Below are 17,168 nucleotides of genomic sequence, written 5' to 3'. Positions count from 1 at the left end.
TGATGCGCTGGCGCCTCGATTGATATCGGTTGGCGGCGGTGGGGCACCCTGGCCAGGACACGCCGTAAACCCATCCATGGGGGCTCGATCGGCGCATCCATGCGCCTCACGGTCCTGGCCAGGGTGCCCCACCGCCGCCAGACAGTTTCCCGCGCGGGCGGCAGCACATCACCGCGCCGAAGGGATTGCGCTTGAAAAGCAAAGAGCCGGGCACTGCCCGGCTCTTTGCTTTTGCTTTTGCTCTTGCTTTCCATTGCCTCCGCGCCGGCGCGGGGAACTGTCCAGCGCGGGTAGGCAGGCCCATGCAGGACCGTTGGCGCCATGGGCCAGTCGCATGCGACTGGCGGGTTGGGCAGGACGCCCAACCCCGGTCTTGCCGTGTGTGCAGGACAGCGCACGCGAGCAAGGCGCCATCGAGCCCCCATGGACGGGTTTACGGCGTGTCCTGCATGGGCCTGCCTGCCCGCGCCATGCAGGAACAATCAATGCGCCGCAGCGCCCGCTTTCGACTTAGAACTCCGCCGCCACCGTCATGAAGATCTGCCGCGGCGCACTCGCATGGATTGCATACCGCGTGCCCTTCGGATCGGTCGGTGCGAACGAACTCAGCTGGCCCGCATAGCGCTTGTTGGTCAGGTTGGTCGCGTTCAACGACACCCGCACGTTGCGCAGGCCCATGCCCGGGCCGAAGTCGTAGCCGGCGCCGGCATCGAAGGTGGTCACGCCCGGCACCGACTGGTCGTTGGTGTAGGTGTAGTACCGCTTGCCGGTGTACTTGGCGCGCAGGCTGGCGAAGAAGCCATCGCGGTTCCAGCTGATCTCGGTGGACGCCATGCGCTGCGGCGTATCCACGGTGATCTTGCCGGCCACCGGTACGATCGCACCGCCGGAGGTGTAGTCATCCTCGTAGGTGGTCTTGTTCCAGGACAGCGCGTTGTACCACTGCAGGCCATCGACCGGCTTGAGGATGAAGGTCAGCTCTGCGCCATGGCTCTTCACCGAACCGACGTTGATGAAGCGCGTCACGCACTCCGGACGCGTGCCTACCTCGATGCTCGAGCACGGGTTCAACGACAGCAGACGGTTGTCGAACTTCACGTTGTAGGCCGCGATCGACGCCTGGTATTTCTCGCCGAAGGTACGGAAACCAGCTTCCAGGCTCTTGGACTTCTCCGGCTCCAGGCCGGCGCTGGCCGCGAACGATTCCGGCGACACCTGCAGCGGACCACCGCTGCCGCCGCCGACGAAGGCTGCGATGTTCTCGGCGTACGAGGCGAACACTTCATTGTTGGCGTTGAGCTTGAAGCCCACGCCCAGCTGCGGCAGCACCGATTCCTTGGCGGTCAGCGTACCCGAGGCGATGCTGGTTTCCACGCCCGGCTGGGCCTTGGCAGTCATGCGCGTGTTGGGGCTCTTGATGCCCACGTCCACGGTCAGGCGCTGGTCGAGGAAGCGCATGCGGTCCTGCACATAGAACTGGCGGGTACGGATGTCGAAGTCCTGGTTGAACAGGCGACGGTCCGGATTCTGCAGGTACAGGTCGTCCAGGAACGGGCCGCTGATGTAGTAGAAGTTGCGCGAGACGTTATGGTCGTTCTGCTCGTACCACACGCCGGCTTCCAGTTCGTGGATGCCCAGCGTCCACGACAGCGCAGCGGTCACGCCATCGCGGTTGATGGTGTAGTTGGTGCTGCGGATCGAGATCGGCAGCATCCTGTCGGTGCCCGGGTAGGACGGCTGGCCCGGTGCCCACCAGTGGCCCTGGCCACGGTTTTCGTGGTGGTAGCCCAGCACTTTCAGGCGGCCCTGTTCACCCAGGCGGATGTCGGCGTCGATCGAGTACAGGTTGTCATCGCGCAGCGCACGGCTCTGGTAGTACGCATCGTCGATGCTGTTGACGCCGCCGCTGAATGCACAGCGTGCCTTGTTGTAGGTGCCCGGTGCGCAGTATGCAGCCGCGACGGCGCGATCCCAGTCCGGTGCATAGATGTTCCAGTCATAACCCAGGCCGCGCGCCAGCATGTCCTTGGAGAGGTAGGCATAGTTGGCCTGGCTGGCGCGCGAGGTGGCGACGAAGGCACCGAAGCGGTTGTCGCCGACGTTCCATACCGCCTTGGCATTGAACTGGCGGGTGGTCTGGTTCTGGTACGGCGCGGCCCACATGTCCTGGTCCTGGTGCACGCCGGACACGTAGGCCGAGAAGCCGTTGATGTCGCCGGTGTCCACCCGCAGGTAGCCGCGGCGCTGGTTGTCATCGCCGACGGTGATGCTGGCGCGGCCGCCGAATTCGGTGGACGGGTCCATCGAGAAGTACTGGATGGTGCCGCCAAGGTTGCTGGTCGAGGCCACGCCCAGCGAGCCGATGCCCTGCGACAGCTCGGCGCCGGCCAGGTTCTCGGCGATCAGTGCACGGGCGATGCTCAGGCCGTTGTAGTTGCCGTAGCTGTTGTCGCCCAGCGGGATGCCGTCCAGCGTGTAACCCAGGCGGCTCTTGTCGAAGCCACGCAGGCTGATGGTCTGCGATTCCTCATTGGCACCGAATGCATCGTTGGACTGCACCGACACGCCGGGCAGGCGGTCGAGGATCTTCTGGCCGCTGGTACCCGGCGGCAGCACCTGCTTGTCGACGGTGGTGATGCGCTGCACCTGGCGGGTCTCGCCCTGGCCGATGACCGAGACGGTATCCAGCGTCTGCGCGCTCAGCGCGGTATCGGCGGTGGCGTCGGTGGCTTCAGCGGCGTGGGCGCTGGCGGCGGAAAGCGCGATCGCCACGGCGATCGTCAGGTATCGGGTCTGCATGATGGTCCGTTGCATGGGGGATGGTCACCGGCCCGGGGGCGTGGTGCACGGCCACTATGCGAACGGAACATGAAACCTTGTTTACGGAAAACCAACGAACGGCGTCGTGGGGGAAGCCGCGCAGGGCGTGAATCTGCCGGGGGAGGGAAGCAGACCCACGCCCTGCGTGGAGAGGACTAGCCCATGTACAGGCCACCGTTGACCGGATAGTCGGCACCGGTCACGTAGGAGGCTTCATCCGAAGCCAGCCAGGCACACAGGCCGGCCACTTCTTCCGGGCGACCCAGGCGCCGCACCGGTACCGACGCGGCCAGTCGATCCAGCACGTCCGGTGGGAAGCTGCTGATCGCCTGGCTGGCGATGTAGCCCGGCGACAGCGTGTTGACGGTGACCCCGCGCGAGGCGACTTCAGCGGCCAGCGCGCGGCTGAAACCGTGCATCGCGGCTTTTGCCGTGGCGTAGTTCACCTGGCCGATCTGGCCCTTGTGGGCGCTGACCGAACCGATGTTGATGATGCGGCCCCAGCCACGCGTGGCCATGCCATCGACCACCTGCTTGGTCAGGTTGAACAGCGAATTGAGATTGGAGGCGATCACCGCATTCCAGTCCTCCACCGTCATCTGCCGGAACAGCAGGTCGCGGCTGCCGCCGGAGTTGTTGACCAGCACGTCCACCTCGCCGACCTCGGCACGCACCTTGGCGAAGGCCGCCGTGGTCGACGCCCAATCGGTGGCGTTGCCTTCGGAGGCGATGAAATCAAAGCCCTGTTCGCGCTGCTCGCGCAGCCAGTTGGCCTTGCGCGGCGAGTTGGGCGCGCAGCCGGCGACCACGGTATGGCCAGAACGGGCCAGGCTCTGGCAGATGGCAGTGCCGACACTGCCCATCCCGCTGGTGACGTAGGCGATGCGAAGAGTCATTGCAGAACGCTCCTTGGTAAGGAAATCAGGCCGTGAAGGGATAGAGCCCGAACAACAGGCCGCCGATCATCAGCAGCAGCGAAATGGCGATCGCCCACTTCAGGGTGAATTTCTGGTGGTCGGCGAATTCAACCTTGGCCAGCCCCACCAGCAGATAGGTGGAAGGCACCAGCGGGCTGAGCAGGTGCACCGGCTGCCCGGCCAGCGACGCGCGGGCCATTTCCACCGGGGTGATGCCGTAGTTGCCGGCCGCCTCGGACAGGATCGGCAGCACGCCGAAGTAGAACGCGTCGTTGGACATGAAGAAGGTGAACGGCATCGAGGCCACGGCGGTGATCACCGCCAGGTACGGGCCCCAGCTGTCTGGGATGATCGCCAGGAAGCTGTGCGACATCGCCTCGACCATGCCGGTGTTGTTGAGGATGCCGGTGAAGATGCCTGCGGCGAAGATCAGCGCCACCACCGACAGCACGCTGCCGGCATGGCTGACCACGCGGCGGCGCTGTTCGGCCAGGTTCGGGTAGTTGATCACCAGCGCGATGGCGAAGCCGATCATGAACAGCACCGGCATCGGCAGCACACCGATGATGAGCGCGCTCATCAGCGCCAGGGTCAGCACCAGGTTCACCCACAGCAGCTTGGGGCGCTTGGTGTCTTCGGCGTCTTCCACGGTCGGCAGCGTGTTGCCGTCGTCGGACACGCTGTTGTCCATCCAGCTGCCGCCCTTGGGCAGGGTCACCACGCCCAGGCGACGACGCTCCTTCAGGCCCAGGTACCAGGCCAGCAGCAGTACGCCGGCGCAGGCGATCACCATCGAGGGAATCAGTGGCACGAACACATCGGCAGGATCCACGTGCAGTGCGGTGGCCGCGCGCGCGGTCGGGCCGCCCCACGGGGTCAGGTTCATCACGCCACCGGCGAGAATGGTCACGCAGGTCATGTTCAGCGCGTTCATGCCCAGCCGCTGGTACAGCGGCAGCATCGCCGAGACGGTGATCATGTAGGTGGTCGAGCCATCGCCGTCGAGCGAGATCAGCATCGCCAGCACGGCGGTGCCAAGCACGATCTTCATCGGGTCGCCCTTGACGAAGCGCAGGATGATCCGCACCAGCGGATCGAACAGGCCTGCATCGATCATCACGCCGAAGTAGAGGATGGCGAACATCAACATCACGCCGGTCGGCGCGATCTTCTTGATGCCTTCCAGCATCATCTCGTCGATGCCGGCGGCGAAGCCACCGATCAGGGCGAAGATGATGGGAATGGTGATCAGGGCAACGAGCGGCGACAGTCGTTTGCTCATGATCAAGTACATGAACGTAATGACCATGCCAAAGCCGAGGATGCTCAGCATCATCTGCAGACTCCTAGAGGAAACAGGACGTGGGACGTGGAAGGGGCCCGAGCGAGCGTGCCCGGGGGAAACGCGTTAGAAGTCGAACTGCAGGCGCCCGGTGACCGCGCGCGTGCGATCCACCGTGGTGCCAGCGAGGCGGTCGCGGTTGCGGCTTTCGATCACGTTGAGCATGAAGCGCAGGTTGTCGCGCAGGTACCAGTTGCCGCCCAGCGTCCAGCCTTCGGTACTGCCACGGCGCAGGTCCGGCGCACCATCGAGGTGCTGCGCGCCCCACATCTGGTCGTAGCGCAGGGCCACTTCGAAGGCACCGGCCTTGTGGCGGATGTTCTTGACCCGGGCGAAGCGGCCGGTCTTGCGGTCGTAGGCGCGGCTTTCGCCGGTAACGAACCAGCTGAGCATGCCGTAGGCGGCCATCACGTCACCGCGCTGGGCGCCATCATCGAAGGTGGCGCCGCTGAACTCGCCCTGCCATGACAGCGGGCCGCGCACCTGCGCATATTCCAGCGACCACTTGTTGACGTCGGTATCGCGGCCGGCGGAGAAGTCGACCAGGGTCAGGCGGCTTTCGTCGGACAGATGGCCGGCCGGACGCGGACGGATCTTCAGGCCCGGGGTGCCGTTGCCGCCCGGGTTGTCGTAGGCCTCGCGGGCCAGCGACAGGCCCAGGTGCAGCACGTCGCCCTCGCTGGGTGACGGCGCCCAGGTAACGCGTCCACCCGCAGCGCGGCCCTTGACCTGCCAGGCGTCGATGCTCTCCAGGCTGTACACGCTGGCCGCCCAGGTGAAATCGCCCGGATTGGCCTGCCACGAGGCGCCCAGCCGGTACAGCGGCGCCAGCGTGGTGCCAGCGTTGCCGCGCTCCAGGAAGCTGCCGTAGTTGGAACCGGTGCGGTCGTCCAGCGAGAAATACTGCTTGAACTGGCCCACGGTGAGGCGGCCGGCATCGCCGAAGCTGCGGCTCAGGTAGACGTCCTTGGCCTCGACACGGTCGCCGGAGAAATCGGCTTCCAGCTTGTAGTCGACCACGAAGAACTTGCCGGAAACGTCAACCCAGGCGCGGCGGATCTCGGTGTCGTCCTTGTTCGGCGTACCCCGGTTGTCGTTGTCGAAGGTGGCGAAGTCCAGGTGCAGGCGGCCGCCCACCGTGGCGGTCACTGGACGCTCGTCTTCGGCGAAGGCCGGCGCGGCCAGCGCAGCCAGGGCCATCATGGCGGCAGGACGCCGCCAGGCAATGCTCAATTCCACAAACCCTCCCAGGTGCGCGCCAGGCGCGCGGCAATCGTGGGCACCGGACGGTGCGCGGCCGCAGTCTGTGTCGCGCAAGCTGTCATCGTCCTGTCAGCGGTTTGTGCGGTGCAGCGTAAATGGTCTCCGCTGCGCTCGCCGGGCATGGCCCGGCGCTACCCGGCGACGATGCACCGGGGGGCGCCGATCCATGACCGGCGGAACAGGTCAGCATCGGTAGCGCCGGGCCATGCCCGGCGAGCGCAGCGGCGCCATGCGGTAGCATTCGTTTCCCCTCCCACTGTTGTGCCCATGCGCCTGCTGCTGGTCGAAGACAACCCGGACCTGGCCGATGCGATCATCCGTCGCATGCGCCGCAGTGGTCACGCGGTGGACTGGCAGGCCGACGGCCTGGCCGCCGCCAGCGTGCTGCGTTACCAGAGTTTCGATCTGGTGGTGCTGGATATCGGCCTGCCAAAACTGGATGGGCTGCGGGTGCTGGCCGGCATGCGCGAGCGTGGTGACAGCACACCGGTGCTGATGCTGACCGCACGCGATGGCATCGAAGATCGCGTGCAGGCACTCGATGTCGGTGCTGACGACTACCTCGGCAAGCCATTCGACTTCCGTGAATTCGAAGCGCGCTGCCGCGTGCTGCTGCGACGTGCACGCGGGCAAGCCAGCGAAGTGGTGCAGATTGGCGGCTTCCAGTTCGACAACGCTGCGCACCGGGTGACCCTGGATGGCGAGCCGATCGAGCTGCCCAACCGCGAGTATCGCTTGCTGGAGATCCTGGTCGGGCGCTTGGGCCAGGTGGTGGGCAAGGATGAGATCGGCAATGGCCTGTTCGGTTTCGATGACGAAGCCGGGCCGAATGCCATCGAGCTGTACATCGGTCGCCTGCGCAGAAAGCTGGCGGGCGCGCCGCTGCGCATCACCACGGTGCGTGGTGTCGGCTATCTGCTTGAAGCCAGCGACGGCCCGACCGATGCCGATGGTTGACGCGCGCAGCGCAAGTGCCGCCCCCGGGTCGCTGCGGCGCACCCTGCTGCTGTACCTGGGCGCGTTGCTGGCGGTGTTCGCGGTGGCGTTGCTGTTCGCTGCACGCGACTACGGCCAGCGCGCCGCCAACCGCTCCTACGACCATCTGCTGGTGTCGTCGGCCCTGTCGATCGCCGATTCGGTGGCATTGGTCGATGGCCAGTGGCAGGTGGACCTTCCGTATGCCGCGCTGGACCTTCTGGCGATGGCGCCGGAAGACCGCGTGTTCTACCGGATCGCCGACAGCCGCGGCAACCTGATCACCGGCTACGGTGACCTGCCTGCGTCGCCGCGGCGGCCGGGCACGCAACCGCAGTTGTTCGATGCGCCCTACAGCGGCGAGATCGTGCGTTTCGTCGTGGTCGGCCGCAGCTTTGCCGCGGCCTCCGCGCAGGGCGAGGTGCAGGTGCAGGTGGGGCAGACCCGGCGTGCACGTGAAGCGGTGGCGCAGGAACTGGTCACCCGCGCGCTGTTGGCCATCGGCGTGTTGTCGGGATTGCTGCTGGCACTGGTGGCGTTCGGCGTGCACCGCGCGTTCCGGCCGCTGGTGCGGGTCGAGCGCGAACTGTCACGCCGCGAGCCGTCCGACCTGAAACCGCTCGATGCGCGCGTGCCACGCGAGATGGACCAGATGGTGGCCGCGCTGAACCGCTTCATGGAGCGCCTGTCCAGCAGCAATGAAACCCTGCGCGCGTTCATGGCCGAGGCCGCGCACCAGATGCGCACGCCGTTGGCCGCGCTGCGTGCGCAGGCACAGCTGGCGCTGGACGACGACGATCCGGAAGACATGCGGCGCAGCCTGCAGGCGATCGAGCGCAACGCCACCCACATGAGCCGGCTGCTCAACCAGCTGCTCAGCGATGCCAGCGTGATCCATCGGTCACATCTGCAGCGCTTCGCCACCGTGGACCTGGCCGAGACCGTGCACCAGGCCCTGCATGAAGCGCTGCCGCAGGCAGGGCCCGCCCCGCGCGTGCAGCTGGCGATGACGGCCGAGCCGGTGCAGGTGCATGGCGACGCGCTGCTGCTGCGCGAAGCCATCAAGAATCTGGTCGACAACGCGCTGAAGTACGGCGGCGATGGCCCCTTGCAGATCGCGCTGACCGCTGAAGGCGGGCAGGCCGTGCTGACCATCGCCGACCACGGCACCGGCATCGCCGCCGCCGATGCCGAACGCGTGTTCGAGCGTTTCGCGCGCGGCGAAGGCGCACCCTCCGGCGGTGCAGGCCTTGGCCTGGCCATCGTCAAGCGGGTGGTCGACAGCCATGGCGGCCAGATCGATCTCAGCAATCGACCGCAGGGTGGCCTGGTCGCCACCATCCGCCTGCCCCGGAGCAGCACATGATCCGCCTGTTCGTCGTTGTTGTTGCCCTGTTGCTGGCGGTGCCGGTCCTCGCCGCGCCGGGCGATGTACGCCGCTTCCCCGCCCAGGGCGCCGCCACCGCGCAGCTGCGCATCCACGGCACCACCGATATCGAGGTCTTCGCCGAGGTCATCGCCGACTACCAGCGGCTGCATCCGGGCAGCGAGGTGGTGTACGAAGACATCATCACCCAGGACCTGTACGCGCGTTACCTGCGCGACCGCAGCGGGCCTGCGTCGCCGGACCTGCTGATCTCCAGCGGCATGGACCTGCAGACCAAGCTGGTCAACGACGGCCACGCGTTGCCACACCGCTCGCTGCAGACCCAGGCGCTGCCAGCGTGGGCGCAATGGCGTGGCGAGGCATTCGGCATCAGCTACGAACCGGTGGTGATGGTCTACAACACCCGCAGGCTGCCGGCCGCGAAGGCGCCGCACACGCGTCGACAGCTGCTGGACCTGCTGCGCGCGGAAGGGGCGCCGTTGCGCGGCAAGGTCGGCACCTACGATATCGAACGCAGCAGCGTGGGCTACCTGCTGGCGACCCAGGACGCCCAGCGCGGCAGCATCGCCGGCGCGTTGCTCGGTGCGCTGGGCGACAACGCGGTGGTGCGCGAGGAGCGTACCGGGGTGCTGCTGGACCAGGTGGCCAGCGGCCAGTTGTCGCTGGTCTACAACGTGCTGGGCTCGTATGCGCAGGCGCGTATCGATGCGGGCGCACCGCTGGCCATCGTCGAGCCGGAAGACTACACGCTGGTGGTGCTGCGTACGGCGGTGATTCCGCGCACCGGCGCGCACCCGCAGGAAGCGCGGCGTTTCCTGGACTACCTGCTGTCGCCGCGCGGCCAGCAGGTGCTCGCGCGGGAAGCGCGGCTGATGCCGATCGTGCGCAGCGATGCAGGCGGCGGGGATGCCCCTGGCCGCAGCCGTCGCCCGATCCAGCTCGGCCCCGGCCTGCTGGTCTACCTGGATGCGCTCAAGCGCCGCCAGTTCCTGGATGCATGGCGCAGCAGCGTGGAGCCGGCGGGGCGGTAGCGCCCGTACTGGTGCTCCGGTAGCGCCGGGCCATGCCCGGCGGAGGCAGTTCGCTGCCCGTACAATGGCCGCATGAGCGAATACACCATCCTGATCGCCGATGACCATCCGCTGCTGCGTTCGGCGGTGGTGCAGTCGTTGCGGCAGAGTCTGCCGCTGGCGCAGGTACGCGAGGTGGCCAGCGCCGAAGCACTGGCCACCTCGCTGGACGCACAGCCCGATGTGGATCTGGTGCTGCTGGACCTGACCATGCCGGGCGCACATGGATTCTCCGCGCTGCTGCACGTGCGCGGTTCGCACCCGGACATTCCGGTGGTGATCCTGTCCTCCAACGACCACCCGCGGGTGATCCGTCGCGCGCAGCAGTTCGGCGCGGCCGGATTCATTCCCAAGTCCGCGCCTGCCGAAACCATCGGTGAAGCGGTGGCAGCGGTGCTCGATGGTGGCCTGTGGTTCCCGGCGATGGCGGCCGAGCGTTCCGAGGCCGACGCGTTGCTGGCCAGCCGCCTGGCGCAGCTGACGCCACAGCAGTTCCGGGTGCTGCTGTGCCTGGCCGACGGGCTGCTCAACAAGCAGATCGCCTATGAACTGGGCTTGGCCGAAAACACGGTGAAGGTGCACGTGACCGCCATCCTGAAGAAGCTCGAATGCCACAGCCGCACGCAGGCGGCAGTGCTGGTGAAGGCGCTGGAGCCGGAAGGCGATGCGCGGGCAGGGATGGATGGTTGAACAAGGCAGAGCGTTCAGGCGGAAATCCTTCGTCTACTGCTGCCGTCAGAGAAGGACCTCTTCAACGAAGATCGAAAGCTGATGGTCCGTCGGCGTATCGTCGCTGCGCACATGTACCGCATAGCGGACAGGCAGTTGGTCTAGCGGTGCCCTGAGTGTGTCGACATACTCGACTTGACCTTCTCTTGAAAGAGCTTTCATTTCGGGCTTGGACAACTCGCGGGTGGACTGCCTTGCGCCATCCGACGAGTAGGAAGAGACGAGCACCGAGGCCGGGAAGGAAGGACAGCGAGTGGTGCAGAAAATGTGGACTCGCATTGCGCGGAAGTAGACGAGACTCCGCTTCCATTCATTCTCCTCAATGGTCTCAGACAAACTGATTGGTTCTTGGACAGTAAGGGATTCCTTGCGAACTGCTCGGAGTCGAAAGTTGATTCCAGCGTATCGCTCATATTGAAGCAATGTGCGCTGTGAGCCCAGTCCAAAGATTCCTAAGTCTTCTATATCGGATCCCGCAAGAAGGCCGACCAGAGCGAGTGTCTTTCGTAGCGCCGCGCTGGAGCGATCTTCGAGTGTCATGGAGGTGGCGGAGTTGGCTGCTGGCGGCTCTGACTGGTCGTCCCAGACCTTTGGGGCATGGTTGTCGTACAGATGCCACAGTAGGGGTACATATGGATGGTAGAACTCATATCCCTTTGTGAACGCTCGTATGGATGTTGCGATCTCTTCCGTGCAGAAGAAATGATCAGGGTCGCTCATTACTTCCTGTGTGAAGCTCCCGTCGGAGAAGATGAATCCGCCGGCTACGAATTTCGCCTTGAATGCGATCTCACCATGAGCTGGAGAGGGGAGGCGGACAGATCGAAATTTGACTACACCGCTTGGCGAGAAGGAGTCGACGATGATTGCAGCTGTGTACTCCTGCCTTCCCGAAGGATAGGTGTCAGGCTCGAAGCTGGGGGGATATCCTGTTAGAAGCGGTTTTGGTGAGCGTACCCTTAGAAGCTCGAGTAGGCTCTTCATCTTGACGTCCCATTCGCCTGAAAAGCGGTGGTGCGAGTCGATCTGAAGATTGTAGTGCTCACCCCGGTAGCGCCGCTGGGCCAGGTTTCTTGCCCATCCGCATCCCTCGGAGTGAACATAGTCCATGTCGATCAACTCGATGCTTGCACCATGCATCCGTAAGAAGTGGACTGTCGAGCCTTCTTCGCTTGCTGTATGGGTCAATTCAAATCCGTTCGCTTCAAAGGTCTGGAGGTCCTGCTCGTCTCCGTGTTGCCAGCAGACGACAATGCGCAACAGAAATGGTGAAGTCGCGTTTCCTATCATATCCTTCAGCGTGGGTAACAACTGAACGTCTCGATAGCTTGGTATCTGTACAAAGATGGTTCTTTCCAGATTCATCAGGGATGCGGGCCTTTTGCGACCTGATGCATTGGGATGCTTCAGTCTGGTTGAAGGATTAATTGCCGCTGATCGAATTCATCGCTGGATCGGTGGAGAATATGAATCTGTTCTCATATCCTGCGCCGAGATTCTCAGATGCTTCGGCGTAGCTGTAGGTCGGGGAGGACGTGTCTGATGCAAGCCTACGCCCCCAGGCTTCATGGTCGGCATTGCTTCTGGCTCGAGCGATGCCGATGCAGATGCTAAGGCCGCATGACAGACGCTCCAGTACGGCGTCCTCACTCATTGCGCGTGTTATTGAGGATCGGTAGTGCTTTGCGAGATCCTGTGCCTCGGTGCTGGAAGCAGCGTCCTGGGTCATGCGGTCGATCGCGTCTGACGTGTTTCTGCCGGAGCGCAGGAGGTCTCCGGCAATCTGGCTTGAGATTCCGCCGTCGAAGATGAGTGCGGATTCTGACTGAAGATGTTCGAGTGATGAGACTGCGCGATGGATGGTCGCCGCCGAGTTGTCTGTTTTTGATCGCGTAGCCAAGGGCTGTGTGCTGAGATCGCTCGATCTCGCTTGATTGATTTGTGCGTCTGCCTCGGTCTTATCAAAAATGGTGCTGGCACCTGACGCTCTGTCATCGGTACATCCTCCGCAGCACATGCATAGCAGTGTTGCAGTGATCAGGCGTGAGATTTGTATGATCGAACTGGGTATGTGATTGGAACTCACGGTGGATCCTCGGTCGCGGGCTGTGGCTGTCAATCAATGGGACAATCAAACGGCCCATTGCAGTCCGGCGGTCGGGTTGTCTGGAACACTGTTCTTACGCGTCCGCCACAGCAATCGGTGACTTTCCAAGCTCCGGAAGTGTCAACATTGACGACACAGCTGTTTGTGCAGCGGTACCTCACGCCATTGAAGGTTGTTTCACTTTCTGCACTTGCATCGCCGGTTGCCAGTGCCAAGCCAGCTGCAAGAACAACGCTACCAAGAGAACACTTGTCCATTATTTACCTACGTTGTGGTCGGCCGATCTGCCGGGGAACTAGATATTCCGTACTTCAGCAGCGTAGGTCTGTCAGGGGACTGCTTGTCTTTGCTCGGAATTTGTCCACGCCTTATGGGTCTATGCTGCGCATCTCGCTCTTTCTCACTCTGCGGATATAGCGCGAAGAGGCGAGGAGATTCGGTGCGGAGTCAGCAGGGAGCAACGCCACTCGGACAGTGGCACGGCGATGTCCTTCGTGGAGGAGTCGTCTATCGCCGATGCCGCAACAGCAGCTGCGTCATCAACGCCCGCAGCGCCGGCGGCCGCACGGGCTTGAGCAGGAAGCCCCAACCGTTCTCGGCAGCATGCACTTTCAGCGCATCATCGCGCTCAGCGGTCACCAGGATCACCGGTGGCCGCGCCTTCCACAGCGTGCACAGCGCTTCATACAGGTCCGGTCCGTGCCATTGCCCCATGCGTACGTCCAGCAGCAACAGCTGCGGCACGTTCAGCGCACTGGCGATTTCCAGTGCCCCCTGGGGGCCATCGGCAAGTTCCACATGGCAGCCCCAGCGTTCCAGCAGGGCACGGGTTGCCGCACAGACGTGGGGGTCATCATCGATGCTCCAGACCCGACATTCGCGCAGCGGGCTGTCATCGGACGGTTCGGTTGCGATGACCGGCGCCGCCGGCGGTGCAATCACCTCGTCGGCGCGCCCGAGTGCCACGCTCACCGCGAATACGCTGCCCTTGCCCAGCGCGGAACGCAGGCTGATGCGGTGTCCGAGCAGTCGACCGATGCGTTCGACGATGGCCAGGCCCAGGCCGGCGCCCCGTTCCTGCTCCACGCCGTCGTTGAGGCGCCGGAACTCTTCGAAGATCTCGCCCTGCAGGCTTTCCGGAATACCTGGTCCCTGGTCATGCACCTCGATGCGCAGCTGGTCGCCTGCACGCCGGCAGCCGATCAGCACGCGGCCACGTGGCGTATAGCGCAGCGCATTGGACAGGAAATTCTGCAGGATGCGCCGCAGCAGTGCTTCGTCGCTGACGATCACCGCACGGGTGTCCACCCAGTCCAGCTGCAGGCCGCGGCTCTGTGCGGCGATGCCGAACTCGCGCGCCAGGGTTTCCAGCAAGGGAGACAGCGCGAATGCGCGCACCCGTACCTGCAACGACCCCGACTCCAGCCGTGAAATATCCAGCAGGCTGTTGAGGATCGCGTCCTGCGCGGCCAGTGCAGCGTCGATATGGTCGCTGGTCTGTTGCTGTTCGGGGTCGGTGAGCTTGCCGCGCAGCACCGACACGAACATGCGCGCGGCGTTCAGCGGCTGCAGCAGGTCGTGCACGGCCGAGGCGACGAAGCGGGTCTTGTAACGGTTGGCCTGCTCGGCTTCGCGGCGGGCTTCGTCCAGATCCTGGGTGCGTTCGGCCACGCGGTGTTCCAGCGCATCGGCCAGCGAACGCAGCTCGCGTGCAGCATTCTTGTAGCTGGTGATATCGGCATAGCTGGTGACGAAGCCACCATCGGGCAACGGGTTGCCGCGGATCTCCAGCACCGTGCCGTCGTCCTTCTCGCTCTCGCGCATGTGTGGGCGGCCACTGCGCAGGTGGGTCAGGCGGCGTTCGATGGCCTCGTCGATCGGGCCGGGCCCCAACAGGCCGCGACGTGCGTTGAAGCGGAACAGTTCCTCGATCGGGCGGCCCACCCGCACCAGCCCCGCCGGGAAGCGGAACAATTCCAGATAGCGCGAATTCCACGCGACCAGACGCTGTTCCTTGTCGATCACCACCACGCCCTGCGGCAGATGTTCGAGGCTGCGGCTCAAGCCAACGTCGGCATCGGTCGCGGCTTCCAGCAAGCCGTCCTGGGCGGTCCGCAGTTCCTGTGCATGCTGCTTGAGCAGGGTTTCCAGTTCACGCCGGCTGCGCTGGCGGTGCTTGGACAGGCGACGCCGTTGCTGCACGAACAGCACCAGGAAACCCAGCGCCAGCCAAGCGGCGGCGCCGGCCACTGCCGCGCCGCGGCCGGCGCTGGTGGCCGCGCTGGCGTCGTGCAGCAGGTGCAGGCTCCAGTCTTCGTCGGGCAGCGCCAGGGTCTGCCACAGCATCGCCTGCGGCAGCGCCGGGTCGAGCAGGCGCACCATGCGGCCGCCATCGGCCAGCACGTCCTCGGTGCGCACGCGCAGCGGCTGCAGCGAGCGGTCGGCGTACTGCCGCGCCGCGCGCATCTCGCGGCGTTCCTCCGTGCCGAGCGGACGCAGCAGGCGGTAGCGCCACGCATCGCGGTTGGCCAGGAACACCACATCGTGGTTGTCGCTGGTCAGCACCACGTCCGGGCTGTTCAACCATTCCTGTTCCAGTGCCGACAGCTCGATCTTGATCACGATCACGCCGATGCGCTGGCTGTCGGCATCGAGGATGGCCTCGGACATGAAGTAGCCGGGCACGCCGGTGGTCATGCCGATGCCGTAGAAGCGACCACGACCATGGGCCAGCGCCTGCTGGTAGTACGGACGGTAGCTGTAATCCTCGCCGACGTTGCTGGTCGGCTGGTCCCAGTTGCTGGCGGCCACGGCCACGCCATCGCGGCCGACCAGGGTCAGTGTCGAGGTGCGGGTAACCTGGTTGGCGCGCTGCAGTTTGAGGTTCAGGCGCTGCCGCTCGGCGGGGGAAGGCGGCACCTGCAGTGCATGCAGCAGGTCCGGGTCCAGCGCCATCACCTGCGGCAGGGTGCCGAACCGGTCGATGCGCTGTTGCAGGCCCTGGCCATAGAGCTGCAGCTGGCGCTGCACCTGCGCGCTTTCGGTGCCCAGCGCGCGACGCCAGGCATAGTGGCCTGCGGCGGCCGCGCACAGCACGGTGCCGGCCACCATCACCAGAACGGTCAGCAACTGCAGGCGGTGTCGGCTGAGCCAGTACATGGCGGCAGTCTACGCAGGGCCGGCGGGCGTGGCATGCACGCCCGCCGGGATCTGACGCGTGGAAGGGATCAGAAGTGCATCTGCGCGCGAAGTTCGAAGATCTCCGGGGTGCTGCGCACACCGCGACGGCTGGCGTCGACCTTCACGTAGTTGGCCTGGAACTTGAAGTGGCTGGTCAGGTACCAGTTCGCGCCCAGGGTCAGGTCGTGCTGGCGGCCACCGAGGATGCTGCCGTCGTCCAGGTCCAGGCGGCTGTAGCGGGCCACCAGTTCCACCGCACCGTAGTCGTGCGCCGGCTTGATGTTGGCAACGGCGCCGGCGTTGTACGGGCGTGATTCGCCGGTCAGCACCCAGCTGGCCATCGCGTACTGGCCGTGGCCGGTGTAGTCAGGCTTGCCATCATTGCGGGTGACGGTGGCCTGCAGCGCTTCGGCCTGCAGCGAGAACGGACCGCGGATCCAGATGCCTTCCAGGCCGGTGCGGCGGATCTGGTCGGCGGTGACCAGCGCCCCCGAATCGACCAGACGGATATCGGTCAGGCCGGCTTCCGGACGGGCCCGCAGGCGCGCGCTGGCTTCGTGGTGCACGTCGCGGCCATCGTGGTAACCGCGCGGATTTTCCTGCGAATAGGCCAGGCCGAGGTGGATCACATCGCCCGGTGCCTTCACCGGCGTCCACACCGCACGCACCGCCTGGGTGGTGCCGGGGTTGTCGCCCTGCAGGTCCTTGCCGCCATAGGCGCCGGCCTGCAGCAGGTACTGCGGACGCTCCAGCACCCATTCCACGCCGGTGCGGCGGCCTGCGTAGAACGCCTGCACGGGCAGCGCGGTTTCCAGGAAGCTGCCGGCGCGCGAGGAGGTGTTGGCATCCAGGCCGACCGGGGTCTTCATGTAGCCGAAGCGGAAGCGGCCGACATCGCGGCCGACGAACGCCTTGCTCTCGAAGCGCACGAACACGTCCAGCCAGGTATCGGCCTGGAAATCGTAGTAGACCATCGCGTCGTACACGCCCTTCTTTTTCAGGGTCGCGCCGAACTCCTTGCGACGCACCGCATCGTCATCCTCGATGCCGCTGGCGGACGAGAAGTCGTTGTAGTCGTAGGCGATGTTGGCGGTAGCGGCCAGCTCGGTGCCGTCGCCGAAGGCGTACTTGGTCGGCCAGTTGTCGAAATCCGCAGCGGATGCGAAGGCGGGGAGGGCGGCCAGGGAAAGGGCCAGCAAGGTGGGAATCGGGCGCATGGGTGGTGCGGCTCTCTCGGATTGCGTGTGGACAGGACAACAACGGCCGCGATGGCCGGAACTTTCGCAATGACGCGCCCGGCCGTTCAGGTCGGGCCACCGGCGTCCCCGCGATCAGGGGTGCGGCGCCAGTGTAGGCAGCGCAGCCACCTGAACCGGGG

Annotated in this window: 12 protein-coding genes; 4 read left to right on the top strand and 8 right to left on the bottom strand. The window is 65.1% G+C overall.

Annotated features, from left to right (window positions below; all coding sequences use genetic code 11):
* Positions 1 to 510: 510 nt before the first annotated feature.
* From ABIA73_RS16660 to ABIA73_RS16645, 4 genes are all read right to left on the bottom strand, one after another.
* Entirely contained in the window at positions 511 to 2,799 is a 2,289-nt protein-coding gene (locus tag ABIA73_RS16660) for a TonB-dependent receptor (RefSeq protein ID WP_080278283.1), read from the bottom strand.
* 176 nt (positions 2,800 to 2,975) lie between these two features.
* On the bottom strand, positions 2,976 to 3,716 hold the full coding sequence (phbB, locus tag ABIA73_RS16655; RefSeq protein WP_025874115.1) for an acetoacetyl-CoA reductase: 741 nt from the start codon (positions 3,714 to 3,716) through the stop codon (positions 2,976 to 2,978).
* Positions 3,717 to 3,741: 25 nt separating this feature from the next.
* Positions 3,742 to 5,070, bottom strand: coding sequence for a CitMHS family transporter (locus ABIA73_RS16650; protein WP_025874116.1), 1,329 nt, complete (start codon positions 5,068 to 5,070; stop codon positions 3,742 to 3,744).
* A gap of 75 nt (positions 5,071 to 5,145) precedes the next feature.
* Positions 5,146 to 6,282 (bottom strand): OprO/OprP family phosphate-selective porin, encoded by a 1,137-nt coding sequence (locus tag ABIA73_RS16645; RefSeq protein WP_025874117.1) that lies wholly within the window; start codon positions 6,280 to 6,282, stop codon positions 5,146 to 5,148.
* Positions 6,283 to 6,609: 327 nt separating this feature from the next.
* On the opposite strand from ABIA73_RS16645, the gene ABIA73_RS16640 reads away from it, so the two are divergent.
* From ABIA73_RS16640 to ABIA73_RS16625, 4 genes are all read left to right on the top strand, one after another.
* Complete coding sequence (locus tag ABIA73_RS16640) at positions 6,610 to 7,299, top strand: response regulator (protein WP_354276039.1); 690 nt, start codon at positions 6,610 to 6,612, stop codon at positions 7,297 to 7,299.
* Positions 7,292 to 8,683, top strand: a complete 1,392-nt coding sequence (locus ABIA73_RS16635) for a sensor histidine kinase (RefSeq protein ID WP_080149925.1) — start codon at positions 7,292 to 7,294, stop codon at positions 8,681 to 8,683. The genes ABIA73_RS16640 and ABIA73_RS16635 overlap by 8 nt, the downstream gene beginning before the upstream one ends.
* Positions 8,680 to 9,735 carry an ABC transporter substrate-binding protein gene (locus ABIA73_RS16630; RefSeq protein WP_025874120.1) on the top strand — a complete coding sequence of 352 codons (1,056 nt, stop codon included), beginning with the start codon at positions 8,680 to 8,682 and terminating at the stop codon, positions 9,733 to 9,735. Before ABIA73_RS16635 ends, ABIA73_RS16630 begins: the two co-directional genes overlap by 4 nt.
* A 72-nt stretch (positions 9,736 to 9,807) precedes the next feature.
* Positions 9,808 to 10,464, top strand: a complete 657-nt coding sequence (locus tag ABIA73_RS16625) for a response regulator (RefSeq protein WP_025874121.1) — start codon at positions 9,808 to 9,810, stop codon at positions 10,462 to 10,464.
* 45 nt (positions 10,465 to 10,509) lie between these two features.
* Here the strand turns inward: ABIA73_RS16625 and ABIA73_RS16620 are convergent, their stop codons facing one another.
* The 4 genes from ABIA73_RS16620 to ABIA73_RS16605 all read right to left on the bottom strand — a co-directional run bounded on the left by ABIA73_RS16620 (position 10,510) and on the right by ABIA73_RS16605 (position 17,007).
* Positions 10,510 to 11,868, bottom strand: a complete 1,359-nt coding sequence (locus tag ABIA73_RS16620) for a GlcNAc-transferase family protein (RefSeq protein ID WP_080278284.1) — start codon at positions 11,866 to 11,868, stop codon at positions 10,510 to 10,512.
* Positions 11,869 to 11,926: 58 nt separating this feature from the next.
* Positions 11,927 to 12,589, bottom strand: coding sequence for a hypothetical protein (locus tag ABIA73_RS16615; protein ID WP_144435801.1), 663 nt, complete (start codon positions 12,587 to 12,589; stop codon positions 11,927 to 11,929).
* A 528-nt stretch (positions 12,590 to 13,117) separates the two neighbouring features.
* Positions 13,118 to 15,769 (bottom strand): hybrid sensor histidine kinase/response regulator, encoded by a 2,652-nt coding sequence (locus ABIA73_RS16610; protein ID WP_354276038.1) that lies wholly within the window; start codon positions 15,767 to 15,769, stop codon positions 13,118 to 13,120.
* Positions 15,770 to 15,837: 68 nt separating this feature from the next.
* Positions 15,838 to 17,007, bottom strand: coding sequence for an OprO/OprP family phosphate-selective porin (locus tag ABIA73_RS16605; RefSeq protein ID WP_354276037.1), 1,170 nt, complete (start codon positions 17,005 to 17,007; stop codon positions 15,838 to 15,840).
* Between the last annotated feature and the right edge of the window lie 161 nt (positions 17,008 to 17,168).

The organism is Stenotrophomonas sp. 2694 (genome assembly GCF_040548715.1).
Taxonomy (GTDB): Bacteria; Pseudomonadota; Gammaproteobacteria; order Xanthomonadales; family Xanthomonadaceae; genus Stenotrophomonas; species Stenotrophomonas indicatrix.
Note: the sequence above shows the minus strand (reverse complement) of the source record. Positions and strands in the feature narration are given on the sequence as shown.